The sequence below is a fragment of the Streptomyces sp. NPDC045846 genome, from assembly GCF_056431605.1.
This window is the reverse complement of the sequence record NZ_JBWKKJ010000011.1, coordinates 295,057-320,865: the sequence shown is the minus strand read 5'-3', so window position 1 is coordinate 320,865 and position 25,809 is coordinate 295,057. Positions and strand designations below refer to the sequence as shown.

Annotated in this window: 23 protein-coding genes; 10 read left to right on the top strand and 13 right to left on the bottom strand. The window is 73.7% G+C overall.

Annotation, left to right across the window (positions count from 1 at the left end):
• Positions 1–15 precede the first annotated feature (15 nt).
• Positions 16–1,020: a GlxA family transcriptional regulator gene (locus AC07F3_RS30360; RefSeq protein ID WP_479117603.1), complete on the bottom strand. Its 1,005-nt coding sequence runs from the start codon at positions 1,018–1,020 to the stop codon at positions 16–18.
• A gap of 117 nt (positions 1,021–1,137) precedes the next feature.
• Between AC07F3_RS30360 and AC07F3_RS30355 the strand changes: the two genes are divergently transcribed.
• Complete coding sequence (locus tag AC07F3_RS30355; RefSeq protein ID WP_479117602.1) at positions 1,138–2,445, top strand: MFS transporter; 1,308 nt, start codon at positions 1,138–1,140, stop codon at positions 2,443–2,445.
• Positions 2,446–2,526: 81 nt separating this feature from the next.
• Positions 2,527–3,204, top strand: coding sequence for a hypothetical protein (locus AC07F3_RS30350; protein ID WP_479117601.1), 678 nt, complete (start codon positions 2,527–2,529; stop codon positions 3,202–3,204).
• 271 nt (positions 3,205–3,475) lie between these two features.
• On the opposite strand, the gene AC07F3_RS30345 is transcribed toward AC07F3_RS30350, so the two are convergent.
• From AC07F3_RS30345 to AC07F3_RS30330, 4 genes are all read right to left on the bottom strand, one after another.
• Positions 3,476–4,066, bottom strand: coding sequence for a flavin reductase family protein (locus AC07F3_RS30345; protein WP_479117647.1), 591 nt, complete (start codon positions 4,064–4,066; stop codon positions 3,476–3,478).
• 86 nt (positions 4,067–4,152) lie between these two features.
• Positions 4,153–4,965, bottom strand: coding sequence for an enoyl-CoA hydratase/isomerase family protein (locus AC07F3_RS30340; protein WP_479117600.1), 813 nt, complete (start codon positions 4,963–4,965; stop codon positions 4,153–4,155).
• Between the two features lie 96 nt (positions 4,966–5,061).
• Positions 5,062–7,287, bottom strand: a complete 2,226-nt coding sequence (locus tag AC07F3_RS30335) for an acetate--CoA ligase family protein (RefSeq protein ID WP_479117599.1) — start codon at positions 7,285–7,287, stop codon at positions 5,062–5,064.
• Between the two features lie 803 nt (positions 7,288–8,090).
• Positions 8,091–9,233: a flavin-containing monooxygenase gene (locus AC07F3_RS30330; protein ID WP_479117598.1), complete on the bottom strand. Its 1,143-nt coding sequence runs from the start codon at positions 9,231–9,233 to the stop codon at positions 8,091–8,093.
• A 227-nt stretch (positions 9,234–9,460) separates the two neighbouring features.
• Between AC07F3_RS30330 and AC07F3_RS30325 the strand changes: the two genes are divergently transcribed.
• Positions 9,461–9,913 (top strand): DoxX family protein, encoded by a 453-nt coding sequence (locus AC07F3_RS30325; RefSeq protein ID WP_479117597.1) that lies wholly within the window; start codon positions 9,461–9,463, stop codon positions 9,911–9,913.
• Between the two features lie 146 nt (positions 9,914–10,059).
• Positions 10,060–10,494, top strand: coding sequence for a Zn-ribbon domain-containing OB-fold protein (locus AC07F3_RS30320; RefSeq protein ID WP_479117646.1), 435 nt, complete (start codon positions 10,060–10,062; stop codon positions 10,492–10,494).
• Positions 10,495–10,884: 390 nt separating this feature from the next.
• Here the strand turns inward: AC07F3_RS30320 and AC07F3_RS30315 are convergent, their stop codons facing one another.
• Both AC07F3_RS30315 and AC07F3_RS30310 read right to left on the bottom strand, forming a co-directional pair.
• Positions 10,885–11,535, bottom strand: coding sequence for a pyridoxine/pyridoxamine 5'-phosphate oxidase (locus AC07F3_RS30315; protein ID WP_479117596.1), 651 nt, complete (start codon positions 11,533–11,535; stop codon positions 10,885–10,887).
• Between the two features lie 99 nt (positions 11,536–11,634).
• Positions 11,635–12,810 (bottom strand): thiolase C-terminal domain-containing protein, encoded by a 1,176-nt coding sequence (locus AC07F3_RS30310; RefSeq protein ID WP_479117595.1) that lies wholly within the window; start codon positions 12,808–12,810, stop codon positions 11,635–11,637.
• Positions 12,811–13,418: 608 nt separating this feature from the next.
• Between AC07F3_RS30310 and AC07F3_RS30305 the strand changes: the two genes are divergently transcribed.
• Both AC07F3_RS30305 and AC07F3_RS30300 read left to right on the top strand, forming a co-directional pair.
• A complete protein-coding gene (locus AC07F3_RS30305) occupies positions 13,419–14,606 on the top strand; it encodes an acyl-CoA dehydrogenase family protein (protein ID WP_479117594.1) in 1,188 nt (395 codons plus the stop codon).
• A 38-nt stretch (positions 14,607–14,644) separates the two neighbouring features.
• On the top strand, positions 14,645–15,103 hold the full coding sequence (locus AC07F3_RS30300) for a nitroreductase family deazaflavin-dependent oxidoreductase (protein ID WP_479117593.1): 459 nt from the start codon (positions 14,645–14,647) through the stop codon (positions 15,101–15,103).
• A 98-nt stretch (positions 15,104–15,201) separates the two neighbouring features.
• On the opposite strand, the gene AC07F3_RS30295 is transcribed toward AC07F3_RS30300, so the two are convergent.
• Positions 15,202–15,849 carry a TetR family transcriptional regulator gene (locus AC07F3_RS30295; RefSeq protein ID WP_386037238.1) on the bottom strand — a complete coding sequence of 216 codons (648 nt, stop codon included), beginning with the start codon at positions 15,847–15,849 and terminating at the stop codon, positions 15,202–15,204.
• Between the two features lie 427 nt (positions 15,850–16,276).
• Here AC07F3_RS30295 and kbpA point away from each other — a divergent pair, with 427 nt between their 5' ends.
• The 3 genes from kbpA (at position 16,277) to AC07F3_RS30280 (ending at position 20,711) form a co-directional block, all read left to right on the top strand.
• The gene (gene kbpA / locus AC07F3_RS30290) at positions 16,277–17,068 is read left to right on the top strand and encodes an AfsK-binding protein KbpA (RefSeq protein ID WP_479117592.1); all 792 of its coding nucleotides are present in this window, start codon (positions 16,277–16,279) and stop codon (positions 17,066–17,068) included.
• 161 nt (positions 17,069–17,229) lie between these two features.
• Positions 17,230–19,587 (top strand): protein serine/threonine kinase AfsK, encoded by a 2,358-nt coding sequence (gene afsK, locus AC07F3_RS30285; RefSeq protein ID WP_479117591.1) that lies wholly within the window; start codon positions 17,230–17,232, stop codon positions 19,585–19,587.
• 335 nt (positions 19,588–19,922) lie between these two features.
• On the top strand, positions 19,923–20,711 hold the full coding sequence (locus AC07F3_RS30280; protein ID WP_479117590.1) for a putative protein N(5)-glutamine methyltransferase: 789 nt from the start codon (positions 19,923–19,925) through the stop codon (positions 20,709–20,711).
• 3 nt (positions 20,712–20,714) lie between these two features.
• Here AC07F3_RS30280 and AC07F3_RS30275 read toward each other — a convergent pair whose 3' ends face one another.
• The 4 genes from AC07F3_RS30275 to AC07F3_RS30260 all read right to left on the bottom strand — a co-directional run bounded on the left by AC07F3_RS30275 (position 20,715) and on the right by AC07F3_RS30260 (position 23,783).
• Positions 20,715–21,332 (bottom strand): hypothetical protein, encoded by a 618-nt coding sequence (locus tag AC07F3_RS30275; RefSeq protein ID WP_479117589.1) that lies wholly within the window; start codon positions 21,330–21,332, stop codon positions 20,715–20,717.
• A 97-nt stretch (positions 21,333–21,429) separates the two neighbouring features.
• Positions 21,430–22,191, bottom strand: coding sequence for an enoyl-CoA hydratase/isomerase family protein (locus AC07F3_RS30270; protein ID WP_479117645.1), 762 nt, complete (start codon positions 22,189–22,191; stop codon positions 21,430–21,432).
• A gap of 8 nt (positions 22,192–22,199) precedes the next feature.
• Positions 22,200–22,631, bottom strand: coding sequence for a Zn-ribbon domain-containing OB-fold protein (locus tag AC07F3_RS30265; RefSeq protein WP_479117588.1), 432 nt, complete (start codon positions 22,629–22,631; stop codon positions 22,200–22,202).
• Between the two features lie 3 nt (positions 22,632–22,634).
• Positions 22,635–23,783: a lipid-transfer protein gene (locus AC07F3_RS30260; RefSeq protein ID WP_479117587.1), complete on the bottom strand. Its 1,149-nt coding sequence runs from the start codon at positions 23,781–23,783 to the stop codon at positions 22,635–22,637.
• A 142-nt stretch (positions 23,784–23,925) separates the two neighbouring features.
• Between AC07F3_RS30260 and AC07F3_RS30255 the strand changes: the two genes are divergently transcribed.
• Positions 23,926–25,518: a FadD3 family acyl-CoA ligase gene (locus AC07F3_RS30255; protein WP_479117644.1), complete on the top strand. Its 1,593-nt coding sequence runs from the start codon at positions 23,926–23,928 to the stop codon at positions 25,516–25,518.
• A gap of 24 nt (positions 25,519–25,542) precedes the next feature.
• Here the strand turns inward: AC07F3_RS30255 and AC07F3_RS30250 are convergent, their stop codons facing one another.
• The gene (locus AC07F3_RS30250) at positions 25,543–25,707 is read right to left on the bottom strand and encodes a hypothetical protein (protein WP_479117586.1); all 165 of its coding nucleotides are present in this window, start codon (positions 25,705–25,707) and stop codon (positions 25,543–25,545) included.
• Positions 25,708–25,809: the final 102 nt, after the last annotated feature.

Genomic DNA, 25,809 nt, shown 5'->3' with positions numbered 1-25,809 from the left:
TTGGCCGCGCCGGGGTCAACTCCCCACGCCCGCGCGGAAGGCGCGGCGGTAGGCGGTCGGGGGGACGCCGAGGGCCGCCTGGAGGTGCTGGCGCAGGGAGGTCGCCGTGTTGAAGCCCGCCGCGCGGGCTATCGCGTCCACTGAAAGATCCGTGGATTCGAGCAGGTGGCGGGCGTGCTCCACGCGCTGCTGGGTGAGCCACCGGCCGGGGCTCAGGCCCACCTCCTCGCGGAAGCGGCGGGTGAAGGTGCGCACCGACATCGCCTCCCGCTCGGCCAGGTCGCGCAGCTGGATCGGCTCGTGCAGCCGGCCGAGCGCCCAGGCCCGCGCGCCCGCCGTCGTCGCCAACCGCGGCTCGGGGACGGGGCGGCGGATGAACTGCGCCTGACCGCCCGGCCGGTGCGGCGGCACCACCGTGCGCCGGGCCACCTCGTTGGCGACCGCCGAACCGTGGTCGCGGCGCACGATGTGCAGGCACAGGTCGATCCCGGCGGCCACCCCGGCCGAGGTCAGCACGTCGCCGTCGTCGATGAACAGCACCTCCGGGTCCACGTCGACGGCGGGGAAGAGCCGCTGGAAGTGCTCGGCCGAGGACCAGTGCGTGGTGGCCGGGCGCCCGTCCAGGTAGCCCGCCGCCGCGAGGACGTAGCCTCCGATGCAGATGGCCACCATGCGGGTGCCGGGGCGTACGAGGGCGAGGGCGGCGGCCAGTTCGGGGGTGAGCACACCCTCGTCGAAGACGGGGCCCAGCGCGTACGAGGCCGGGATCACCACGGTGTCGGCGGTGGCCAGCGTCTCGGGCCCCTTCTCGACGAGGACCGAGAAGTCCGCGTCGGTGCGCACCGGCCCCGGCGGCCGCACCGAGCACGTCACCACCTCGTACAGCGCCCCGCGCTCCGGGTCCACCGCGCGCCCGAAGATCCGCTGCGGGATGCCGAGCTCGAAGGGGAGCAGCCCGTCGAGCGCGAGCACCACGACGCGGTGGGGCGCGCTTCCCGTCCGGCCGGGACGCTGGTTCATGGCGGTCCTTCCCCTCGGTCCCGGGCCGCGGGCGGCGGCCGGGCGTGGCCCGATCCCTGCGAAGAGCGACCTTCGGGCCACTCGTTCGGGGACCAGCGTACGGCCAGGCTGTGTGACGTGACCCAGACAACCGACAGCCCCCAGGTCGAGCCCGCGCCGCCCAGGAAGGACGCGTCCAGGATCCACCGCGCGTGGTTCGTGGCGGCCGTCGCCTTCGTCACGATCATCGGGGCGGCCGCTTTCCGCTCGCTGCCCGGCCTCCTGATCGACCCGCTGCACGACGAGTTCCACTGGTCGCGCGGCACCATCGGCGCCGCGGTCTCGGTGAACCTCGCCCTGTACGGCCTCACCGCCCCCTTCGCCGCGGCCCTGATGGACCGCTTCGGCATCCGCAAGGTCGTCGCGGTCGCCCTCACCGTGATCGCGCTGGGCTCGGGGCTCACCGTCTTCATGCACGCGGCCTGGCAACTCGTCCTGTACTGGGGCTTGTTGGTGGGCCTGGGCAGCGGCTCGATGGCGCTCGCGTTCGCGGCCACCGTCACCAATCGCTGGTTCACCGAGCGCCGCGGCCTGGTCACCGGCATCCTGACCGCCGCCTCCGCCTCCGGCCAGCTGATCTTCCTGCCGCTGCTGTCCTGGATGGTCGAGGCCCACGGCTGGCGCCCGGCCGCCATCACCGTGACCCTGGCCGCGCTCGCCGTCGTCCCCTTCGTCTGGCTGCTGCTGCGCGACCACCCGGCGGACGTGGGCCTCGCACCGTACGGATCGCGGGCGGACACACCCAAGCCCGCCCCCGTCACCGGCGCGGCCCGCCGCACCCTCACGGTGCTCGTGAAGGCCGCCCGCACCGGGCCGTTCTGGCTGCTCGCGGGCACCTTCGCGATCTGCGGGGCCTCCACCAACGGCCTGGTCCAGACCCACTTCGTACCCGCCGCCCACGACCACGGCATGCCGGTCACGGCCGCCGCGGGACTCCTCGCCGTCATCGGGGTCTTCGACGTGGTGGGCACGATCTTCTCCGGCTGGCTCACCGACCGCTTCGAAGCCCGCCGCCTGCTCGCGACGTACTACGCCCTGCGCGGCGTCTCGCTGCTCTTCCTGCCCATGCTGCTCGCACCCGCCGTCCACCCGCCGATGGTCTTCTTCATCGTCTTCTACGGGCTCGACTGGGTGGCCACCGTGCCGCCCACCATCGCCCTGTGCCGTCAGCACTACGGCGAGGACAGCGCGATCGTCTTCGGCTGGGTGCTCGCCTCGCACCAGGTCGGCGCGGCCCTCATCGCCTTCCTCGGCGGCCTGGCCCGCGACGTCTTCGGCAGCTACGACGTCGTCTGGTACGCCGCGGGCGCGCTGTGCGCGGCGGCCGCCCTGATGGCCCTGGTCATCCGCCGCGGCAGCCCCACCGGGGAACCGCTCGCCGTGTGATCCCCTCTTCCCGTACGGGGACGGCGCCGGGTGACGCTCGGCGGGACCGCGTTCCCCGACGGGCGACCGAGGGGGAACACCATGAACGCCGGGAGACCGGGAGCCGTACCGCGCGCCGTGCTGGTCGCGGCCCTGCTGTGTGCCGCCGTGGCCGCCTGTGGAAAGTCCGGCCCGGGCGACCCGGCGGCCGTCGCCCCGGCGAAGTCGTCCGCCACGTCGGCCGCTCCCTGCGGCGACGGCACGACGGAGGAGGGCGCGGGCCCGGCGACGGAGGACGAGGCCGGGACGCCGGGTCCGCCGACGGACCAGGACGCGGGCAGCCCCGGCCCGCCGACGGACGGGGACGACGCCGCGGGCACCCCGGGCCCGCCCACCGACGGCGACCCGGGCAGCCCAGGCCCGCCCACCGACGCCGACCCCGGCACGCCCGGGCCGCCCACCGACGGCACGGCGCCGCCCTGCCTTCCGGCGGGCTGGTTCGACATGACGCGGGACTTCGTCGACTACTACGGCAAGCACCTCACCAAGGCCGACGACGGGATGTGGCCCTCGGTGGTGGCGGTGCGGATCCGCAAGCAGGGCGCGGCCGAGCAGGCCGTGGTGACGGTCAACTTCAATCCGCCGGCGGGCGCGGGCGACGGGGAGGGCGGCCGGGTGGCCGAGGTCTTCGCGAACTGGCGCCACGCGGAGTACGGCGACAAGGGAACCCTGCGCGTGGAGACCCGCAGCGGGGGCCTCATCACCGAGGGGTCCTGGTGAGCGGGAGCCGGGAGGTTCAGGAGCCCCGGCAGTGAGCGGCGGGCGGGCCGTGCGGGAGCCGCGGGCGCGAGCGGCGGCCGGGCTGTGCGGGAGCCGCGCGTGAGCGGGAGCCGGGTTGTCCAGGAGTGGCGAGTGGGCGTGAGCGTGGCCACTCAGAAGCCGTGAGTGAGAGCGGGCGCCGGATCGCTCAGGAGCCGCGCGTGAGCGGGAGCCGGGGTGCTCAGGAGCGCTGAGCTGCCCTGGCGCGGGCGGTTGGGAGGACCGGCTTCGTTCAGTCGGTGAAGCGGCCGAACCGGCCCCGGTGGAAGAGCAGCGGCTCGGCGTCGTCGCCGGTGCCCAGCGCCTCGACGCGGCCGACCACGATGAGGTGGTCACCGCCGGTGTGCACGGCGTGGACGCGGCAGTCGATCCACGCCGGTACGCCGTCGATGCGGGGCGAGCCGGTCGCGGGCGCGGCGTCGTGGTCGACCCCGGCGAACTTGTCGGCCCCGCTGACCGCGAACCCCCGGCACAGCGCGCCCTGTCCGGCTCCCAGCACGTTCACGCAGAACACCCCGGCGCGGGCGATGCGCGGCCAGGTCGTCGACGTACGCGCCACCATGAAGGCGACCAGGGGCGGGTCGAGGGAGAGCGAGGCGAAGGACTGGCACGCGAACCCGGTGGGCCCGTCGGCGTCCTCGGCCGTGATGACGGTGATGCCGGTCGCGAACTGGCCGAGCACGCGGCGGAATTCGGCCGGATCGACGGGTGCCCGCTCGTCGTCCCGTACGGCCCGCAGGTCGGGCCGGGGCAGGAACTCGACGGGCTCGGCGGCCGTGGCGGCGCCGACGGACCTGAGGTATCGGACGACGGTGGCCGCCATCCCTGCGTGTCCCATCACACCAGCCATTGAACCTGACGGTATGTCAGATAGGAAGCCCCGCGCCGTCCGCGCCGTGTCGAAAGCGCTTACAAACCGCGGTATTTGGGGTTCCGGCGCTCCTTGAACCCGGCCACTCCCTCGTTCGCGTCCCGGGTGGTCATGTTGATCTCCTGGGCCCAGGCCTCGGCGGCGAGCGCGGTGCTGCGGTCGGTGTCGAGGGAGGCGTTCACCAGGTGTTTGGTGAGGGCGAGGGCGCGGGTCGGCCCGGTGGCGAGCCGCTCGGCCCACTCCTTCGCGGTGGCGGCGAGCTCGGCGTCGGCGACGACCCGGTTGACCAGGCCCATGCGCTCGGCGTCGGCGGCGAGCAGCGCGTCGCCGAAGAACATCAGCTCCTTGGCGCGCTGCGGTCCCACGAGGCGCGGCAGCAGGTAGGCGCCGCCTCCGTCCGGCACGAGTCCCCGGCGTACGAACACCTCGATGAACCGGGCCGATTCGGCGGCCAGGACCAGGTCGCAGGCGAGTGCGAGGTGGGCGCCGAGACCGGCGGCGGTGCCGTTGACGGCCGCGATCACCGGCTTCTCGCAGTCGAGTACGGCCGTGACGAGCCGCTGGGCACCCTGCCGGATCATGCGGGCGACGTCCCCCGCGATCCGCTCGCCGTCCGACCCGGAGTCGGCCGGGGCGGCGCCGCGCAGATCGGCGCCCGCACAGAACCCCTTGCCCGTTCCGGTGATCACGACGGCCCGGACGGCGGGGTCGGCCGAGGCCGCGCCGAGCAGCTCGATGACCCGTTCCCGCTGTTCCCAGGTGACGGCGTTCAGGGCGTCGGGCCGGTTGAGCGTGATCCACGAGACGCCGTTGTCAGTGGCGTGCAGTACCAATGAATCGAGCGGTTCCATGCGGGCTCCAAGACGGGCGCGGGCTGGGCTGCGGGACGGGGGAGCGGGATGGCGGTCGGGCGTGCGTCGGGTTCACCGGTCGACCGAGGCTCGGGATCAGCGGCAGACGGCGAGGGCGTCGAGCGCGACGGCGCCCTGTCCGCGCGGGAGTACCACCAGGGGGTTGATGTCCAACTCGGAGAGCTCGTCGCCGAGTTCGAGCGCCATGCGCTGGACGCGCAGGACGACCTCGACGAGCGCGTCCACGTCCAGCGGCGGCCCGCCACGCACACCGTCGAGGAGCGCCCGCCCCCGGAGCTCGCCGAGCATGTCCCGCGCCTGCCGCTCGCCGAACGGCGGCACGCGTACGGCCGAGTCCCCGAGTACCTCCACCAGCACCCCGCCGAGCCCCACGGTCACGGTGGGGCCGAACAGCGCATCGTGTGTGACCCCGACGACCATCTCGACGCCGCGCTCGACCATCTGGCAGACCAGGATGCCGTCGAGTTCGACGCCCTCGTAGCGGGCGATGTCGGTGAGTTCGCGATAGGCGTCCCTGATCTGGCTGGCCGACGTCAACCCGATCTTGACCAGGCCGAGTTCGCTCTTGTGGGCGAGACGGGCGCCGGAGGCCTTCATGACGACGGGGTAGCCGACGAGCCCCGCCGCCCGCACGGCGGCCGCCGCGCTGGTCACGAGTTGTTCGCGCGGCACCCGGATGCCGTACGCCCGGAGAAGCTGTTTCGCTGCGTGCTCGCTGAGCTGCTGGCCCGGGCGCATCAGCGCCTGCGCCTTGCGGAAGGAGGGGGAGGGCACCCGGGGCGCCTCGTCGAAGGGGGAGCGGTAGCCGCTGGTGAACCGGTGGTGGTCGAGGTAGGCCCGCACGGCCCCGATGCAGTTGGCGAACGTACGGAACGTGGCGACCCGGCCCGAGCCGAGCAGGGTCTCGCGGTAGGCGGTCTCGGTGCCCAGCGGCGACCCCCACACCACGCACACCAGCTTGTCCGTCTGTTCCGCCGCGTCCACCAGGTCCTGCGCCAGCTTGTCGCTCATGGGCGGGAACGGCCCGGTGATGGGGCAGATCAGCACCCCGACGGAGGGGTCGTCCAGGATCGCGTCGATGATCTTGCGACCGCGCCAGTCGCCGACGGGGTGGCCGCCGTTGTCGACGGGGTTGGCGACGTTCAGGTAGGACGGTATCCACGTGTGGAGCTCGTCCTGCTTGGCGGGCGAGAGGGTCGGGAGGTGGAGCCCGGCGGCGGTCGCGAGATCCGAGAAGTGAGCCCCCGTGCCGCCCGAGATCGAATACACGACGACGCCGTCGGCCTGCGGCGTGCGAGCTCTGGCCAACAGGGCTGCGGTGTCCTGGAGTTGGTCGAGTCCGTCGACGCGGATGACGCCGTACTGGCGCATCGCCGCGTCCACGACGTCGTCGGCGCCGGTCAGTTTGCCGGTGTGTGACGCGGCCATGCGCGCGCCCGCGTCCGTGCGGCCGACCTTGACGGCCACCACCGGCACCCCGGCGCGGGCCGCGCGGTCGGCGGCGAGCAGGAAGGACCGCCCGTCCTTGAGCCCCTCCACGTAGCAGGCGATGGCGCCGACCTCGGGGCGCTCGGCGAAGTAGGAGATGAAGTCGGCGGTTTCGAGGTCGGCCTCGTTGCCGGTGGGCGCCCAGTGCGAGAGCCGCACGCCGAGCTCCTGCATCGTGAAGACGGGCCGCCCCTGGTGCCCCGACTGCGTGATGAGGGCGATGGCCGGGCCGTCGAGGTCGTCCCGGAAGCGTTCGAAGGCGTTGAGGTTGGTGTTGGGCCCGAGCAGCCGCAGACCGGACCGCTTGACGGCACGGGCCAGCCGTTCCTGGGCGGCGGCGCCCTGCTCGCCGGTCTCGGCGAAACCGGAGGCGAAGGCGACGGCGAACTTCACCTTGGCCTCGGCGAGTTCCTCGACGACGGGGAGCGGGTCGCCGACCAGGAGTACGGCCAGATCGACCTGTTCCGGCAGGTCGGATACGGAGGGGACGCAGGGCAGCCCGAAGACGGAGGCGCGGGTGGGGTGGACGGGGTGGATGCGGGCGCCGACCCGGCGGGCCCAGTCGATGAGCTGGCGGGTGATGCCGGTGTTGGGGCGGCCCTCGGCGTCGGAGGCCCCGACGACGGCGACGGACTCGGGCCGGAAGAACCGGTCGAGGTCGGGTACGTCGGCGTACAGGGGGCGGCCGCTGACGTCCAGGTCGCCCTCGCCGGCCGCTCTGCCGTGGACGGCGCCGGGGGCGGGCTGCTCGCCGCAGGCGACCACCCGCGCGCGGAAGTCGGTCGTGAGGGTGCCGTGAGTCGATCCAAGCATCGTTCCGCCCGCTCCTGGTCGATGGCCAACATGACTGAGCCGTGCCGGTCGTAACTGACGTATAGTCAGATTACAGACCTGACGACTTGTCAGGAACTGCTCTGCGAGCAAAGCCTGAACCCTGCGGGGCGTGGGGGTGCCGTCCCCCACCCGGGGGAACGTGCGCTGGACCTCCCCTCAACCCTGGGGCACCCAAACCCCGTTGAGCCGGAACGGGCGGGAGGTCCTCACTTTTGTCCGAGAACCCCCACCAGGTGGCCGGGCCCCGGCTCTGGCGTCCCTGCGGGCCGGGGCTGCCCGGCCACCGTGCGCGGTTGCTCGCGCCGTTCCCCGCGCCCCATGACCTGATGTCGGCCTCGCGTCGTGCGAGGGTGCTCGCGCCGTTCCTCGCGCCCCTTTCAGGCCGTCCTTCGCCTGGCCACCGTGCGTGGCTGGTCGCGCAGTTCCCCGCGCCCCATGACCCGATGTCGGCCTCGCGTCGTGCGTGGGTGCTCGCGCCGTTCCTCGCGCCCCTCAACCCCCTTCGGCCTGCGGGCCGTGCTCGCTTCTCGCGCAGTTCCCCGCGCCCCTGGCGGTACTGGTGCTGGCCCGCATGGGGCATTTCAGCCCGTCCGGCGTTTGAGGACGAGCGCCGTTCAGGCGCGAAACGGGGGTGTGGGGGCGGAGCCCCCGCCGGGGTTCGAGGGGCGGAGCCCCTCGCGGGGTCTGGGGCGCAGCCCCAGGGGCCGTACCCATCAACTCTGCGTCACGGGTGGGCGGGTGGGCGAGCCCCCCGGGGTCTGGGGCGGAGCCCCAGGGGGGTGCTAGGGGGACAGGGCCTTGGCGATTCGGGTCGCGTCGATGCGCAGCTCCCGCAGCATCCCGCTGATGGGATTGGTGAACCCCGTGAAGTACAGCCCCGCCGCCCCCCGCACCGTACGGGCGCCGTGGGCGCGGGGCCGGCCCCGCTCGTCCAGGACGCCGAGGTGCCCCGCGAGGCCCTCCAGCCCCCGCCGGTACCCCGTCGCGCAAATGACCGCCTCGGGCGAGATCCGCGTCCCGTCCGCGAGGACGACCTTGTCGCCCTCGAAGGACTCGACCGCCCCGACGGGCTCGACCCGCCCCGCGTGGACCGCCTGGATCAGCCCCACGTCCTGCACGGGAATGGCCCCTTCCCGCACCCGCGAGTACAGGCCCCCGGCCGGCCGGGGCAGACCGTACGCCGAGAGGTCGGGCACGGAGAGCCGTTCCGTCACTGCCGCCGCCCGGTCCACGAGGCGTACCGGCAGCCGTCGCACCAGGATGCCGGTGGCCTGCGCGGGCCACCCCGCCGTGGACCGGCGCAGGATGTGCGGCGCGGTCCGCACCGCGAGCCGCACCCGCCCGGCCCCGCCCTCGGCGAGGTCGGCCGCGATCTCGGCCCCGGTGTTGCCCGCGCCGACGACCAGGACGTCCTGCCCGGCGTAGGGCCCGGGGTTGCGGTAGCGGCTCGCGTGGACGAGTTCACCCGGGTACGCGTCGGCCCCGGCCCACTCGGGAACGTACGGCGTGTGGTTGTACCCGGTGGCCACCACCACCGCCCTGGTCGCCAGCCGCCGCCCCCCGGTCGCGTGCAGCACCCAGCCCTCGCCCCCCGGTCCGCGCTCGATCCGCTCGACCTCGACCCCCGTGACGATCTCCAATTCGTGGACCAGCGCGTACTTCTCCAGATAGCGGACCACGTCGTCACGCGAGACCCACCGCCCGAACCGGCGCGGGATGCGCAGCCCGGGCAGCGCGGAGAGACGGCGGGTGGTGTGCAGATGGAGCCGGTCGTAGTGGCGCCGCCACGAGGCGCCCACGGCGTCGGACTTCTCCAGTACGACGGCCCGCACGCCCCGGGCGCGCAGCGCGGCGGCGACGGCGAGACCGCCGGGCCCGGCGCCGATCACGTAGACGGGGCTCGTGGCATGGGTGGTGTCGGCCATGAACGCTGAGCGTAACGGCGTGAATACTTGATGGGTCTCGGTCAAGACCGGAATCGGTTGCGATCTGATCACGCGTGCGCACCGCTTCGCCCCACCCCCGCCTCTTGGTGCGCGTCGGGGCGCCCCGCGCCACCCTCCGCCCGTACGCACCTCTTGCGCCCGCGTCCCCGATCCGCTGAACTGACGTACCGTCAGAAACTGAAGTGGAGCACCGGAAGGGGCCCAGGGTGGACTCGATCTGGCTCAGCGGCGCCGAGTGGCTGGCCGTCCTGCGCATCGGCCTCGGCCTGTGGTGGCTGGAGAGCTGGCGCCACAAGGACAAGAAGGACTGGTTCGAGCACGGCACCGGCATCGGCTGGGCAGCCGACGTCGCCGCCAAGCACAAGTGGAACGCGGTCCGCAGCGGCTTCGAGGTCGTGGTCAACCCCCGCCCCAAAACGATGGCGTACGTGGTCGTCTACGCCGAACTCGCCCTCGGACTCAGCCTGGTGACCGGCTTCCTGACCCCGATCGCCCTCATCTGCGGCCTTCTGCTCAACCTCGTGTACCTGGTGCTGATGATCCACGACTGGGCCGAGCAGGGTCAGAACGGGATGATGGCCCTCATCTCGCTCGTCGGCCTCGGGGCCATGTCGTGGCAGACCTGGTCCCTCGACCACGCGCTGGGACTGTTCCAGTGAGCCCGGCCGACCCGATCAGCCCGGCCGACCCAGTCACTCCGAACGGCCGGATGGGCTCGGCTGAACCGCTCGCCGCGACCGGCGTGACCGCCGCGTCTGCCGTGACTGCTGCGTCCGGCGTGACCGCCGTGACCGCCGCGTCTGCCGTGTCCGGCGCCCCGCGTGCCAGTGTCACGACCGCTGCCACCCCCGAGGCGGACGCCTTCACCCGGCCGTACTGGGACGCGGCGGCCGAGGGGCGCCTCCTGATCCGGTACTGCGCCGACTGCGACCGCCACCACCACTACCCGCGCGAGTTCTGCCCGTACTGCTGGAGCGACGACGTGGAGTGGCGCCCGGCGAGCGGCCGGGCCACGCTCTACACCTGGTCCGTCGTGCACCGCAACGACCTGCCGCCGTTCGGCGCGCGCGTCCCCTACGTCGCCGCCGTCGTCGACCTGGCCGAAGGGCCCCGGATGATGACCGAGGTCGTCGATTGTCCACACGAGCGACTGCGGATCGGGATGGAGCTGCGCGTGGCGTTCCGCACCGGGGCCGACGACGGCGTGAGCGTGCCGGTGTTCGGCCCCGCACCGGCCTGAACCTCAGGCGGGGGCACTTCCTGGTGTTCCGCGCGAACACCACCATCCCCTCCTGCCCGCTGGATGTGATCACCCCCGGGCAGGAGGGGGAGGTCGGCGCCGTACGTCCGGAAAGGCGCCCCGCCCCGGTCCGCCCCGGTCCGTTCCGCGTCGTCTCGTTCGCCGGTCCGTGTCGTGCCGTCTCGCCTCCCGGTCGGTCCCGCGCCGCCTCGCCGCCTGCCGGTCCGTTCCGACGCCGCCTCGCCTTCCGGTCGGTCCCGTGCCGCCGCGCCCCGGGCCGTTCCGCGGCGTCTCGCCTGCCGGTCCGTTCCGACGCTGCCTCGCCTCCCGGGCCGTTCCGACGCTGCCTCGTGCCCCGGTTACGGAACCTGGCTCGGGTGATCCGGCCGGTTACGGCCAGAGGAGTTCGCGGGTCCAGGCGGAGTCCTCGCGGCGGTAGCGCAGCCTTACGTGCCGGCGCTGTGCGTCACCCTGGAAGAACTCGACCTCCGCCGGGTCCAGGACGTACCGGGTCCAGGTGGGCACCGGCGTCTCCGGCTCCGCCCGCGCCCGCTCCCATGCCACGGCCGACGCGTCCTCCAACTCCCGGTAGTCGCTCAGCACTTCACTCATGCGGCCGACCAGCGCCGCCGCGAGCGCCCCCGTCGAGCGGGCGTGCAGATCGGCCTGCGAGGCGGCCTCTCCGGCCGGGGTGACGCTTCCGCGCACCCGGACCTGGCGGCCCACCGCGGGCCAGTAGAAGCCGAGCGCGGCGACGGGGTGGGCGGCCAGCTGCCGCCCCTTCGCGCTGGTGGAGTGCGAGGCGAAGTGCCAGCCGTCCGCGTCGGCGTCGTGCAGCATGAGGGTGCGTACGTCGGGGCGGCCCCGCGGGTCGACCGTCGCGAGCGACATGGTGTGCGGCTCGGCCTGGCCCGCCGCAGCCGCGTGCATCAGCCACTCCTGGAAGAGGGGCAGGGGCGCGGCGGGCGCCGTGTCCGGGTCGAAGTGCGGAAGCTCCACGTCCCAGACGCGCAGCGTGTGCAGAAACTCGCGGAATTCCATGGCCCGATTCTCCCGGGCCGCCGGAGCCGGGGTCGCCTCGCCCAGCCGTTGAGCCCGCGCGGTCGCCCATCCCGCGCCACGCCCGGGGGCGTCACCGGCTCACCCCCGGCCGAGCACCACCGTCCCCGACGAGCAGAACCACCCGCCGGTGCCGGACGCCACCGCGATCTCGGGCAGCCGTCCCCCCGCCTTGCGCACCTGGCCCGCGCCCGCCTCGCCCCTCAACTGGCGTACGGCTTCGACCAGGAGGAACAGGCCCCGCATCCCCGGATGGCAGGCGGAAAGCCCGCCGCCGTCCGTGTTGACCGGCAACTCACCCTCCCGCAGCAGCCGGCCCTTCTCCACGAACGCCCCGCCTTCGCCCTTCGCGCAGAACCCGAGGTCCTCAAGCGTCACCAGCGTCATGTAGGTGAACGCGTCGTAGATCTCGGCCAGGTCGACGTCCGCCGGGCTCACCCCCGCCCGCTCGAAGGCGAGCCTGCCGGAGACCGCGGCCGGGGACACCGTGAAGTCCTCCCACTCCGACATCGTGGTGTGCGACACCGACGTGCCCGAACCCAGCACCCACACCGGCGACTTGGCGGTGTCCGGTACGTACTCCTCGGCCGCGAGCAGCACCGCGCAGCCGCCGTCGGACCGGATGCAGCAGTGGAGCTTGGTGAACGGGTCCGCGATCATCGGGCCGCTCAGCACCTCGTCCACGGTGATCGGCTCGCGGAACATCGCGTCCGGGTTGGTGGCCGCGTTCGCCCGCGCCTGCACCGCGATCTCGGCCAACTGCTCGACGGTGGTGCCGTATTGGTGCATGTGGCGGCGTGCGACCATCGCGTACTTCGAGATCAGCGTGTGGCCGTACGGGGCCTCGAACTGGAGCGGGCCCCGGGCTCCGAAGGAGAGGTTCGAGGTGCGCCGCCCCGCCTTGATGTCGGCGCGTGCGGTCGATCCGTACACCAGGAGTACGGCGTTGGCGTGCCCGGCCGCGATGGCGTCGGCGGCGTGCGCGGCCATGACCTCCCAGGTCGCGCCCCCGACGGACGTCGAGTCGACCCAGGTGGGGCGGAGCCCGAGGTACTCGGCGACCTCGACCGGCGCGAGGGTGCCGAGGCCCGCCGAGCCGAACCCGTCCACGACCGAGCGGTCGAGCCCGGAGTCGGCGAGTGCCCGGCGGGCGGCCTGGGCGTGCAGGGCGTACGGGGTGGCGTCGTCGACGCGGCCGGTGTCGGAGAGGGCTATGCCTACGGCGGCGACCTTGCGGGGGGTTGGGGGTGGGGGCATGTTTCTGACGGTACATCAGATTCGCTTCCGGGGGCTGCGGTTCAGCACGTGCTGGGGCTCCGCCCCAGACCCCGGAGGCCCCCACCCCGCCCCTTCCCTAAACCCTCCGGGGGTTGAAGGCGCTCCTGGGGGCTCCGCCCCCAGACCCCCGTTCGCGCCTGAACGGCGCTCGTCCTCAAACGCCGGACGGGCTGAGGATGCTCATGCCGACCAGCACCGGTGCTGCCAGGGGCGCGGGGAACTGCGCGAGGAACCACGCACGATCCGCAGACCGAAGGGGCCGGGGAGTGCGCCCGGGCACCCCGCGAGGCCCGACACACCCAGGGGCGCGGGGAACTGCGCGAGAAGCGGGCACGGTCCGCAGACCGAACGGGTCGGGGGCACGCCTCGGCACCCCGCGAGGAGCCACGCACGGTCCGCAGGCCGAAGGGGCCGGGGGGTGCGACCGGGCACCCCGCGAGGAAACACGCACGGTCCGCAGGCCGAAGGGGGCTGGGGGCGCAGGGGGTCGGGCCCATCCCCCCGCACCCCTGTCCATCTCCACCCCCCGCCCCTAACATGACGCCCCGTCAGATCAGAGGCTCGGGCCTCTGGGGGAGGAGCCGACGATGGACGCCGCCTTCACCGCGGAGCAGGACGAGATCCGCCGCACCCTGCACGAACTGCTCGCCAAGCACTGCGGTCCACAGGACGTGAAGAGTGCGGTGCGCACGCCGGTCGGTCACGACGCCGCGCTCTGGGGGCGGCTCGCGGCCGAGCTCGGGCTGCCGGGGCTCGCGCTGTCCGAGGAGTACGGGGGCGTCGGCTGCACCACCGCCGAGCTCGCCCTCGCCTGCGAGGAGACCGGCCGCGCCCTGCTGCCCTCGCCGCTGCTCGCCACCGCCGTGCTCGCCGCCCCGCTCATCGCGGCCCTCGGCACCGGCGCGCAGAAGACGGCGCTGCTTGCGCTCATCGCGCGCGGCGAGCGGAGTGCCACCCTCGTCGTGCCCGGCGCCGGTCTCGCCCTCGCGCTCGGGCTCACCGGCACGTACGCGGACGGCGCCTGGGCGGGGGGCGGCCGGGCCGGGGGCGTCCAGGCCCGGCGGACGCCGGACGGCGGGTGGCGCCTCTACGGGGAGGCCGAGCAGGTGCTCGACGGGCACAGCGCACAGCTCCTGCTCGTCGCCGCCCACACCGGCGGCTTCGCGCGCGGCCGCACCCTGCTCTTCGTGGTGCACGGCGACGCGGCCGGGCTGCGCCGCACCCGGCAGACCACGCTCGACGAGACCCGCTCCCAAGGGCGGGTCCAACTGCGCGACGTCGAGGCCGAGTTGCTGGGCGACGACGATGCGCTGGACGTCCGGGCGCCGCTGGCCGCCGCCGGGCGCCAGGCCGCCGCCTGCCTCGCCGCCGAGGCGGTGGGGGCCGCGGCCGAGGCGCTGGAGCGGACCGTGGCGTACGTCAAGGAGCGGGAGCAGTTCGGCCGGGCCATCGGGTCCTTCCAGGCGGTCAAGCACCGCCTCGCCGACCTGTACGTCCAGGTGCAGGCGGCCAGGTCGGCGGCGTACTACGCGGCGTGGGACCCGGGGGCGGGCGCCCTCGCCCTCGCGCAGGGGCTCGACGCGCTGCGGGCCGCGGCCTCCGAGGCCGTCCAGCTGCACGGCGGCATCGGCTTCACCTGGGAGCACGAGGCGCACCTCTACTTCAAGCGGGCCGCCTCCGACGAGCTGCTCTTCGGTCCCGTGCACCGCCTGCGCGACCACGCCGCCGAGCAGGCAGGACTGTTCGGCCCCGCCGAGGTCGAGGTGGCGGTGTGAGCCCCGCGCCCAGCAGGACCGCACCCGGGGTGCGGCTCATGCAGAGGGTGTCCTCGACCCGTACGTTCGCGAGGATCGCCCCGCACTTCGTCCCGGCGATGGACCGCGCCGTGCACCGGCTGACCCGCGGCCGGGTCATCCTCAGCGCCAAGATGCTGCCCGGTGTGGTGCTCACCGCGCGCGGCGCCAAGTCGGGTCTGCCGCGCACCACTCCGCTGGCCTGCATGCCGGAGGAGGGGCGGGACACGTGGACCCTGATCGGGTCCAACTTCGGGCGGCCCGGCCACCCGGCGTGGACCGGCAACCTGCTCGCCCACCCGGACGCGGAGATCAGCTGGAAGGGCCGCGACATCGCGGTCCGGGCCCGGCTGCTCGACGGCGAGGAGCGGGCCGAGGCGTGGCGGGCGGTGCTGAACTTCTGGCCGCCGTACGCGACTTACCAGTCCCGGATCGAGCGTGAGATCCGGCTCTTCCGCCTGGAGCGCCGGGACCGGTAGGCGCGCGCAGACGAGAACGCCGACGGCGGTCGCCCCCGGGAGGGGCACACCGCCGTCGGCGCGACAGGACGACGTGGGTATCGGCCGACGTGTGTGGGCTACTTCGTCGGCTTCTTGCCGGTGATGCCCAGGTGGACCAACAGTGCCAGGTTCGGCTTCAGTTCGGCCTGCTTGACGCCCCAGGTCTGGAAGCCCTTCTGGTGCGAGGCCACCGACGCCAGCATGGCGACGAGCGAGCCCGCCATCGCCGCGGGGCTGACGTCCTTGTCGACCTTGCCCTTGGACTGGAGCTCGGTGACCGCGTCCGTAAGGGAGTTGGTGACCGAGTTCAGGATCTTCATGCGGATCTTGTAGAAGCGCTTGTCGCCCTCGGCCGCGCCGAGATCGACGACCCGCAGGATCGCGTCGTTCTTGCGCCAGAAGTCGAGGAAGCCCTCCACGAGTTCCTCCGCCGTCTGCCAGCCGGCCCGCCCGACCCAGGAGCGGCCCTCGACCAGCGCGGTCAACCCGGCGCCCTCCTTGGCCATTTCCTCGGCGATCTCCAGGACGGCGCCCTCGACGTCGGGGAAGTACTGGTAGAAGGTCGCGGGCGAAGTGCCCGCCTTCCGGGCCACGTCGATGACTTTTACGTCCCGGTACGGCGAGGAGCTGAGCATCTCACTGAGGCAGTCGAGCAGCTTCTGCCGGGTCGCCTGGCCGCGTCGGCCGGCCACGCGGCCGTCGACGGTGCGTACTTGTCCTGTCATGCCGTCAGCTTACCGAGGGGTGATCGGAGCGCTATTCGGCCGAGTGCAAATGGGGGCCCGGGGGCGGTACGTCCCGATGAGCGCGGGGAACCGGGTGCCCCGGGCGCCCGGTCGGCGGGGCGGTCGCCGGGTCGTGGCGCGGACCGGCCGGCGGGCCCGAGGGCGGTGGAGGCGTCGGGTTTCGGCCGTTGCCGCTCCGTGGCCGCCCGACCCGCCCGGCCACTCGAATGGTGTTATCAACACCCTGTGGACAACTTTGGTGGACAAGCCGTGCGGGGCTTGGCCCGTCGCCCCGCTGCATGCGGATATCTGGCCATATGTTCGAATTGTGCGACCGCGTCGCACGTGATGGGTCGTTAGTTTGACCCCGAACGCGGCCGCACCCCGGCCCCCCCCCGGCGGGGCACCTCAGGAAGGAATCAGGCGCATGGGCGGATATCCGGAAGGCGCGCCGTGCTGGGCCGACGTCTCGCTGTCCGACGTGGCGGCCGGCAAGAGGTTCTACGGGGAGCTCCTCGGCTGGACCTTCGACGAGGACGCCGAGGCGGCGTACGGGAACTACACCACCGCCTACAAGGACGGACGCCGCGTCGCGGCCCTCCGGCCCAAGCGGGACGGCCGGATGCCCACCTCCTGGACCATCTACCTCGCCACCCCCGACGCCCACGCCCTCGCCGCCCGGATCCGCGCGGCGGGCGGACAGGTGATCACCGACCCGATGCCGGTCCCGCCCTACGGCACCATGGCGGTCGCCGCCGACCCGGGCGGCGCCGTCTTCGGCCTGTGGCAGGGCCTGGCGCACACCGGCTTCGAGCTGATGCGCAAGCCCGGCTCGTACTGCTGGACCGAGGTGTACACCCGCGACAAGGACCAGGCCGACGCGTTCTACGAGTCCGTCTTCGGCTACCAGGGCGGCGACCCGGGCAGCCCCGACGAGATCGGCGCCGACTTCCGCACCTGGTCGCTGCCCGGCACCGAGCCCGGCCCGGACGGCGCGATCGGCGGCCGCAGCCTGATGTCGGACGCCTTCCCCGCCGCCCTGCCCGACCACTTCCTCGTCTACTTCAGCGTCGAGGACTGCGACGCGGTGGCCGCCGCCTGCACCCGCCTCGGCGGCCGGGTCACCGCCGAGCCGTTCGACATTCCGTACGGGCGGATGGCGGTCCTCAACGACAACCAGGGCGCGGCCTTCGCCGTTCTTCAGGGTTCAGGCACGTAAAGCGCGCTCGGCGTGCCCGGGGTGTCCCGGATCGGGAGGGGACATCCCGGTCTGGACCCGGGTTGGCCACCGGCCACCTCCGGCAGGGAGAATCGGGGTGCCGCGTGAGACGCTGCACGGGGCCGAATTTTGCACGGCCCGTACGGGGAGGTGGCAGGCAAGTGGAGCAGCTGACGCAGCACGACCCGAGGCGGATCGGCCCCTTCGAGGTGCTGGGACGGCTCGGTGCCGGCGGCATGGGGCTGGTCTATCTGGCGCGCTCGGCCTCCGGCCGCCGCGTGGCCATCAAGACGGTGCGCACCGAGCTCGCCGAGGACCAGCTCTTCCGGGTCCGCTTCACCCGCGAGGTGGAGGCGGCCCGCGCGGTCAGCGGCTTCTACACGGCCGCCGTCGTCGACGCCGACCCGCGCGCACCCGTCCCGTGGCTCGCCACCGCCTATGTCCCGGCGCCCTCCCTCGAAGAAATAGTGAACGAGTGCGGGCCGCTCCCGGCCCAGGCGGTGCGCTGGCTCGCGGCCGGCATCGCGGAGGCGTTGCAGTCCATCCACGGCGCGGGCCTGGTCCACCGCGACCTGAAGCCGTCGAACGTGCTGGTCGTCGAGGACGGGCCGCGTGTGATCGACTTCGGCATCGCGTCCGGGGTCTCCAACACCCGCCTGACCATGACGAACGTGGCGGTGGGCACCCCCGCCTACATGTCGCCCGAGCAGGCCAAGGACTCCCGCAGCGTCACCGGCGCCTCCGACGTCTTCTCGCTCGGCTCGACCCTCGTCTTCGCCGCGACCGGCCACGCGCCCTTCCACGGCGCGAACCCCGTCGAGACCGTGTTCATGCTGCTGCGCGAGGGCCCCGACATCACCGGCCTGCCGGACGAGCTGCGCCCGCTCATCGAGTCCTGCATGCAGATGGAGCACCCCAACCGGCCGTCCCCCGAGGACCTCCAGGCGCAGCTCGCGCCCCACCTCTTCGCCTCGGGCTCGGACGACAGCGGCACCGCGTCCGCCTGGCTGCCGCCCCGCTCCGTCGCCATGATCGAGCAGCGCAGGGGCGGCGGCCGCATGCAGCTCGCCCCGGCCGCCGGACCCGCGCCGAGCTCGGTGCGCTCCAGCAGGCCGGGCCCCCCGGCGCCGCCCCGCCCGGCCGAGCCCCCGTACACGGGCCGGCACGCCGGTTCCTCGGTCACCTACCCGCCCGTCCACGCCGACGAGCCGGTGCGGCTGCCCGGCGCCAAGGTGCCGATCGGGCCGGGCCCCAGGGCCTCCGACGCGTCCCGGGTGGCCGTCGACGCGGGGCCCACCACCGGCTGGGTGCGCAGGCCCGGCGCGCCCGTCGCCAACGGCGCCCAGGCCGCCCCGGTGCCGCCGCCCGCCCATCCGCCCGAGGTCCCCGGCCGCTGGCGCCCCTGGCGCTTCCGCATGTCGAACGACGTGTGGGGCACCCCGGCCGTCGCGGGCGACCTCCTCTACGTCACCTCCTTCGAGGTGCACGCGCTGGACGTGGGCACCGGCCGCCGCCAGTTCAAGACGCGCGACGTCGCCTGGGCGATGGCCGTCGAGGCGGGCCGCATCCACGCCTCCGACGGGCCCACCCTGTACGCCCTGGACGCGAGCGACGGCGGCGAGCTGTGGCGGCTGCCCACCGACGCCTGGGTGTACTCCCTGAAGGCCGACCGGGGCACCGTCGTCACCGCCACCCGCGGCGGTGGCGTCCAGGCCTGGGAGGCCGCGAACGGCGAGAAGCTGTGGGAGACCGCCGGCGCCCAGACCGACTTCGAGACCCCCGAGGCCGGGCCCGCGATCCACGACGGCACCGTGTACGTCTGGCAGGACGCCCGGCTGCGCGCCCTGGACGCCCGCACCGGCGTCGAGCGCTGGTCCTACCCCGTCGGCGACGCGGCCTCCTGCGGCGGCGTCCCGGTCCGGGTGGCACCCGCGCAGGACGGCTACGTCTACGTCTCGGCGGGCACCCGCGTCCTCGCGATCGACATCGCGTCCGGCCACGTCCGCTGGCACTTCGAGGCCCCCGCGGTCTTCCTGTGCCCGCCGGCCTTCGCCCCGGGCCCCGCGGTGGCGGGCGGCGGCGTGTACCTCGCCGACTACCTCGGCACCGTGTACGCACTCGACGCCTCGACCGGCAAGGACCGCTGGCGCATCGCCACCGAGTCCCGCCAGTCCGTCGAGCCGGTCCTGGTGGCCGACGGCAACGTCCACGTGGGCAGCGGCAACGCGCTCTACACCCTGGACGCGGTCACCTCGACCCCCAAGTGGCGCTTCGCGGCGGGCGGCGAGGTCGTGGGCGCCCCCGTCGTCGCCGACGGCCGCATCCACTTCGGCTCGGCCGACCACTGCCTCTACACCCTGGACGCGGCGGGTGGCCAGCTCCGCTGGAAGCTGGCCACCGGGGGTGAGATCACCGGGTCGCCCGTCGTCCGTGGCGGGGTCGTGTACGCGTGCAGCAAGGACCGGTGCGTTTACGCTCTGGACGCGGTGAAGGGGACGGCGACCTCGGGGTCCCGCTAGGCGCGGGCTGCCTTGTCCGGGCCCGCTGGGCCCGGGTCCCGCTGGGCGGGGGCTTGGTTGGCTTTCCGCGGGCCGTGCGTGGCTGGTCGCGCAGTTCCCCGCGCCCCTCAGGGGGTTCCGGTGGCTCGGTCCGCAATGGTGACCCGCGCCCCTCAGGGGGGGGCCGGTGGCTCGGTTCCAATGGCGGCCCCGCGTCCCTGAGGGGGGCCGGTGGCTCGGTTCCAATGGCGGCCCCGCGTCCCTGAGGGGGGCCGGTGGCTCGGTTCCAATGGCGGGCCCGCGTCCCTCAGGGGGTTGGGGTGGCCGGGCCGGAATGGTGAAAGGGCTTGATCTGTATGGCAGTTGAGGTGCTCTCGTCCTCCGTCGTCGTCGAGCGGCTGCGGGCCGCAGGGTGTGTGTTCGCCGAGGACGAGGCCGAGTTGATACTCGGCACGGCCAAGGACGCCGCCGAGGTCTCCGCCATGGTGGAGCGCAGGGCCTCGGGGCTGCCGCTCGAACACGTCGTGGGGTGGGCCGAGTTCCACGGGCTCAGGGTCGCCGTCGACCCCGGGGTCTTCGTGCCGCGCCGCCGTACCGAGTTCCTCGTGCGCCAGGCCCTGACCGTCGCCGACGCCGCCCGGCCGGTCGTCGTGGTGGACCTGTGCTGCGGCTCGGGCGCGCTCGGTGCGGCGCTCGCCACCGCGCTGCCCGGGGCCGAACTGCACGCCGCCGACATCGAGGCGGCCGCCGTGCGCTGCGCCCGCCGCAACGTGGCCGCGCTGGGCGGCCGCGTCTACCAGGGCGACCTCTTCGCGCCGCTCCCGCCCGGGCTGCGCGGCCGGATCGACATCCTGGCCGCGAACGTGCCCTACGTGCCCTCCGACGAGGTCGGCCTGCTGCCCCCGGAGGCCCGCGACCACGAGCCGCTCGTCGCCCTGGACGGCGGGACGGACGGCCTCGACATCATGCGCCGGGTCGCCCTCGAAGCGCCCGACTGGCTCGCTCCGGGCGGCACCCTGCTCGTCGAGACCAGCGAGCGGCAGGTGCCGGGCGCGCTGGCGGCGATGTCCGCGGGCGGGCTGCGCGCCCGCCTCGTCACCTCGGAGGAGCTGTACGCCAACGTGGTGATCGGCGTCCGCGACTGAGCCTCAGGGCCGGGGCGGCTCGTACGGGGGCTGCGGCTCGTGCGGCGGCGGCCCGGGAGGCGGCTCGGAAGGACCCTCGTAGGGGCGCTCGGGCGGAGGCTCGTACGGGCGCTCCGAAGGCGGCGGCTCGTACGGATACTCCGAGGGCGGCGGCTCGTACCGGGCGTCCGGGGGCGGTGCTCCGGCGGCGGCCGGTTCCGGCTCGGTCCTGCGGCGGCCGGACATCAGGGCCGCCGCGAGCAGCAGCACCAGCCCGCCGCCCAGCGCGATTCCGACACCCTGTCCCAGGCCGCGGCCCGACGAGTCGACCGTCAGGCTGCCGGTCGCCTGGCCCTGCCGCACCATCCACAGGATCGTGAAGCCGAGCACGACGAGACCGGCCACGGCGACCAGGACGCGCGAGCGCAGCACCAGGCCCACCAGCGTCACGAGCGCCGCGAAGGCCAGGGGGAGCAGCACCGAGCCGGCCACCTCCGCCTTGGTCGCGGAGATGCCCGAGAACAGGTCGTCGATCCGGTACGTGCTGCCGTGACGGCCGTCGTACCAGGCACGGAAGGGGCTCCAGACGGCGGCCGTCGCTCCGATGAGAGCGAGGATCGAGCCGAGGACGTTGCGGACCATCTCCGGCCCTCCTTGTTGGCGGCTCTCGCTGCCGACGCTACGCCCGGCGCGAGCACCCCGCTACCCGGGGCGGCCTCGCACGCGGCCGTCCCGCTCCTCACCGCACCCGGAAGTCCTTGGAGCGGCGCTCGGTGAACAGTTCCGCCTGGCGGTCGGGGGGCAGGTTGCCCAGGGCCACGAAGGCCGGGGCGCGGGAGTGGGCCGCGGCGAGGGTGGCCTCCTTCGCCGCCCACACCGAGCGGACCGTGCCCTGCACGGCCTCGGTCGGGTACGAGGCGACGGTCTCCGCGCAGCGCAGCGCGGCCGCCAACTCCCCTCCGGGCGCGGTCACTTCGCTCACGAAGCCGATCTCGCACGCCCGCCGCGCCGACATCCGCTCGGCCGTCCCCATCAGCGCGAGCCGGGCCGCCTCGCCGTGCGGCATCCGCAGCGCCAGGTACATCGACTCGTACGCGCTGACCATGCCGTACGTCGTGTGCGGGTCGAAGAACGTGGCGTCCTCGGCGGCGATCACGAACTCCGCCTCGCCCAGCAGGTAGAACGCGCCGCCGCAGGCCATCCCGCGCACGGCGGCGATCACCGGCTTCCACAGGTCGTTCGCCTTCGGCCCGATCGCGATCAGGGGATCGTCGGTGGAGTACGGGGAGGAGGGCTGCGCCACCGCGGCCGAGCGGTCGATGCCGGTGCAGAAGGCCCGCTCGCCGGCGCCGGTGACCACCACCGCCCGGACCGCCTCGTCGAACCTCAACTCGCGCCAGACGGAGCTGAGTTGAGCCGCCGTCTCCAGATCGACCGCGTTCAGGCGCTCGGGGCGGTTCAGGGTGACCACCGCGACGCCGGTCTCCTTGTCGCGGGTCATCAGCACGCTCACGAGCGCTCCAGGAGCCAGCGCGGCACGGCCACCCCGTCGACCTCGGTGAACGCGACCTGCACCCGGGCGCCGATCCGCAGGCGCCCCGGATCGACCGAGTCCAGGGCGGCGCCCGGCTCGGCGACCACATTGCCGACCAGGCGGATCAGCGGGTCCTCGGCGAGCTCGACGACCACCGCGTTGTACGGGGCCTGCGCCGCGTAGTCGGGGAGCAGCGGGGGGTGGGGGAAGACGTACGACCAGATGCGGCCGCGGCCCGACATGCGGCGCCACGCGCTGTCGAAGGACTGGCAGTGCGGGCAGCAGGGCCGGGGCGGGAAGCGGAGCCGGCCGCAGTCGGGGGCGGCGCAGGCCTGGACACGGAGCTCGCCGCGGGCCGCGTACTCCCAGAAGGGGGCGCCGTCGTCGTCCACAACAGGGGAAAGCATCTCTCAACTCCTCAGCAGAACAGCGGAGGTGGGCACGCCCTCGCCCGCGGTGACCAGGCAGGTGGCGGCGTCGGGGACCTGGGCGGTGCTGGTGCCGCGCAGCTGTTTGACACCCTCGTTGATGAGGTTGAACCCGTGGACGTAGGCCTCGCTCAGGCCGCCGCCCCCGGTGTTGATGGGCAGCCGCCCGCCGATCTCCAGCGCGCCGCCCTCGGTGAACGCGGCGCCCTCGCCGCGCCCGCAGAAGCCGTAGCCCTCCAGGGAGAGCGGGATGAGCGGGGTGAACGCGTCGTAGATCTGGGCCACGTCCACGTCGTCGGGGCCGAAGTCGGCCTGCTTCCACAGGTGCCGGGCGGCGGTCCAAGCGGGGCCGGTCAGCGGATCGTCGTTCCAGTAGTTGACCATGCCGTGGTGCTGGGCGGGCAGGCCCTGGGCCGCGGAGTGCACGTACACCGGCCGGTGGCGGCAGTCGCGGGCCCGCTCGGCGGAGACGAGCACGCACGCCAACGCGCCGTCCGTCTCCAGGCAGTTGTCGAAGAGGCAGAGCGGTTCGCTGATCCAGCGGGACGTCATGTACATCTCGCGGGTCAGCGGGCGCTCGTACATGATCGCGTCCGGGTTCTGGTTGGCCCGGTTGCGGCAGGCGAGGGCCACGTTGAACAGGTGGTCGCGGGTGGCGCCGTACTCGTGCAGATAGCGGCGGGCCAGCATGCCGATCTCGTCGGCGGGCCGCAGCAGGCCGAAGGGGCGGGTCCACTGGGCGGGGGTGGGCAGCTGAACGGCCGTGTTCTTCCACGGCCTTGGGCCGCTGCCGCGTTTGCGGGAGCGCCAGGCGACGCCGACACTGGCCTGGCCGGTGGCGATCGCGGCGGCGAGGTGGGCGAGGGTGGCGCAGGAGCCGCCGCCCCCGTAGCCGACCTTGCTGAAGAACGTCACGTCTCCCGCGCCGATGGACTTGGCGACCTCGACCTCGTCCGTCTCCTCCATCGTGTACGAGGCGAACGCGTCCACCTCCGCCGGATCGATGCCCGCGTCGTCGAGCGCGGCGAGGATCGCCCGGCACGCCAACGTCTTCTCCGACTCGGGTAGTTGCTTGGCGAAGGCCGTCTGCCCGATCCCCACTATGGCTGTCGCGTCCTTCAGGGTGGCCATGGCCCCACCTCCACGAGCGTCACCAGTACTGACAGCGGAGGAGGCTACAGCTAATCTGACGGATAGTCAGCAACGGGGAATCCCCTGCTCGAACGGGATCGGGAGCGCGGGGAAGGCGGAGGGGGTTGCGATGGGGCGTGCGATACGCGGGGACCTGGAGTGGGGCACGATCGCGCGGCTGGTGCGCGACGCCGCCGGGCGCTACGGCGAGCGCGAGGCCGTCGTCGAGGGGCGCGGCCGTATCTCGTACGCGGAGCTCGGCGAGCGCGTCGAGCGCGCGGCCGCCGCCTGCATGGCGGCCGGGGTGGCCCCCGGCGACCGGGTCGCGGTGTGGGCGCCCAACACCGCGGACTGGATCGTCTCGGCCCTTGGCGCGGTGACGGCGGGCGCGGTCCTCGTGCCGCTCAACACGCGGTTCAAGGGCGCGGAGGCGGCGTACGTGCTCGAAAGCAGCCGGGCCAGGCTCCTCTTCGTGACCGGCACGTTCCTGGGCACCTCCTACGTCGCCTCGCTGCGCCGCGCGACCGCCGAGGGGTCCGGCCCCGGCCCGCTGCCCTCGCTGCCGCACCTGGAGCAGGTGGTGGTCCTCTCCGACGACGCCCCCGACACCTTCCGCACCTGGAAGGACTTCCTCGCGGGCGGGGAGGGGGTGTCCCGCGCCGAGGTGGCGGCCCGGTCGGCGCTCATCGGGCCGGGGTCGCCCTCCGACATCGTCTACACCTCGGGCACCACCGGCCGCCCCAAGGGCGCGGTGATCACCCACGCCCAGACCCTGCGCGGCTACGCCGTCTGGTCCGAGCTCGCGGGCCTGCGCGAGGGAGACCGCTATCTGATCGTGAACCCGTTCTTCCACACCTTCGGCTACAAGGCGGGCATCCTCGCCTGCCTGATGCGGGGCGCCACGATGGTGCCGCAGCCGGTGTTCAACGTCGACACCGCGCTCGCGAACATCGCCTCCGAGCGCATCTCGGTCCTGCCGGGCCCGCCCACCCTCCACCAGTCGCTCCTGGACCACCCGGCCCGCGACCAGCACGACCTGAGCGCGCTGCGGCTGGTGGTGACCGGGGCGGCGGTGGTCCCGCTGCGCCTGGTCGAACGGCTGCGGGCCGAGCTGGGCGTCGGCACCGTCCTGACGGCGTACGGGCTGTCCGAGGCGAGCGGCATCGTCACGATGTGCCGCCGCGGCGACCCGGCGGAGGTCATCGCCTCGACCTCGGGCCGCGCGATCCCCGGCACCGAGGTGCGGGTCGCGGCGGAGGGGGGCGAGCCGGGCGAGATCCTGGTGCGCGGCTTCAACGTGATGCGGGGCTACTTCGAGGACGAGCCCGGCACGGCCCGGGTGATCGACGCGGACGGCTGGCTGCACACCGGCGACATCGGCGTCCTGGACGAGGCGGGCAACCTCCGCATCACCGACCGGATCAAGGACATGTTCATCGTCGGCGGCTTCAACGCCTACCCGGCCGAGATCGAGCAACTCCTGGGCCTGCACCCCGAGGTGGCCGACGTGGCGGTGATCGGCGTCCCGGACCCGCGCCTGGGCGAGGTGGGCCGCGCGTACGTCGTCCGGCGGCCCGGGTCGGTCCTCACGGCCGACGACCTGATCGCCTGGTCCCGGCGCGAGATGGCCAACTACAAGGTGCCGCGGGAGGTCGAGTTCCTCGCGGAGCTGCCGCGGAACGCGAGCGGCAAGGTGGTGAAGGGTGAACTGCGGGCCCTCGGTACCCGTAGCTGACAGCTCCGCGCGGCGGCTGCCGGCTCAGGTGGCGTGGATGTCCTGCGGGGAGACCACCGTGGCGTGGATGTCCTGGGTGGAAAGGTCTCCCGCGGTGGTGTGCGGGGCGGCCGTCGCCGGGGCCAGGGCGGCGAGGGCCGCCGATATGAGGACGGCGAACGTGGCGAGTGCGCGGGTGGTGCGGGTCATGGCAACTCCATCTGCGGTACTGGGTGTTGGGCGTGCGGGACGCGGGGCGCCGGCCCGCTCCGATGATGGTGCGGGTGCCGCCCGCACGCAATGATCGCCGGT

Coding starts and splice junctions, on each gene's coding strand:
- AC07F3_RS30270 (WP_479117645.1), bottom strand. CDS start 22,191: ATGACCCGCGACAAGGAGACCGGCGTCGCGGTGGTCACCCTGAACCGC.
- AC07F3_RS30275 (WP_479117589.1), bottom strand. CDS start 21,332: ATGGTCCGCAACGTCCTCGGCTCGATCCTCGCTCTCATCGGAGCGACG.
- kbpA (WP_479117592.1), top strand. CDS start 16,277: ATGGGCGGATATCCGGAAGGCGCGCCGTGCTGGGCCGACGTCTCGCTG.
- AC07F3_RS30300 (WP_479117593.1), top strand. CDS start 14,645: ATGCAGAGGGTGTCCTCGACCCGTACGTTCGCGAGGATCGCCCCGCAC.
- AC07F3_RS30310 (WP_479117595.1), bottom strand. CDS start 12,810: ATGCCCCCACCCCCAACCCCCCGCAAGGTCGCCGCCGTAGGCATAGCC.
- AC07F3_RS30305 (WP_479117594.1), top strand. CDS start 13,419: ATGGACGCCGCCTTCACCGCGGAGCAGGACGAGATCCGCCGCACCCTG.
- AC07F3_RS30295 (WP_386037238.1), bottom strand. CDS start 15,849: ATGACAGGACAAGTACGCACCGTCGACGGCCGCGTGGCCGGCCGACGC.
- AC07F3_RS30280 (WP_479117590.1), top strand. CDS start 19,923: ATGGCAGTTGAGGTGCTCTCGTCCTCCGTCGTCGTCGAGCGGCTGCGG.
- AC07F3_RS30335 (WP_479117599.1), bottom strand. CDS start 7,287: ATGCTTGGATCGACTCACGGCACCCTCACGACCGACTTCCGCGCGCGG.
- AC07F3_RS30260 (WP_479117587.1), bottom strand. CDS start 23,783: ATGGCCACCCTGAAGGACGCGACAGCCATAGTGGGGATCGGGCAGACG.
- AC07F3_RS30345 (WP_479117647.1), bottom strand. CDS start 4,066: ATGGCGGCCACCGTCGTCCGATACCTCAGGTCCGTCGGCGCCGCCACG.
- AC07F3_RS30360 (WP_479117603.1), bottom strand. CDS start 1,020: ATGAACCAGCGTCCCGGCCGGACGGGAAGCGCGCCCCACCGCGTCGTG.
- AC07F3_RS30350 (WP_479117601.1), top strand. CDS start 2,527: ATGAACGCCGGGAGACCGGGAGCCGTACCGCGCGCCGTGCTGGTCGCG.
- AC07F3_RS30315 (WP_479117596.1), bottom strand. CDS start 11,535: ATGGAATTCCGCGAGTTTCTGCACACGCTGCGCGTCTGGGACGTGGAG.
- AC07F3_RS30330 (WP_479117598.1), bottom strand. CDS start 9,233: ATGGCCGACACCACCCATGCCACGAGCCCCGTCTACGTGATCGGCGCC.
- AC07F3_RS30340 (WP_479117600.1), bottom strand. CDS start 4,965: ATGGAACCGCTCGATTCATTGGTACTGCACGCCACTGACAACGGCGTC.
- AC07F3_RS30265 (WP_479117588.1), bottom strand. CDS start 22,631: ATGCTTTCCCCTGTTGTGGACGACGACGGCGCCCCCTTCTGGGAGTAC.
- AC07F3_RS30250 (WP_479117586.1), bottom strand. CDS start 25,707: ATGACCCGCACCACCCGCGCACTCGCCACGTTCGCCGTCCTCATATCG.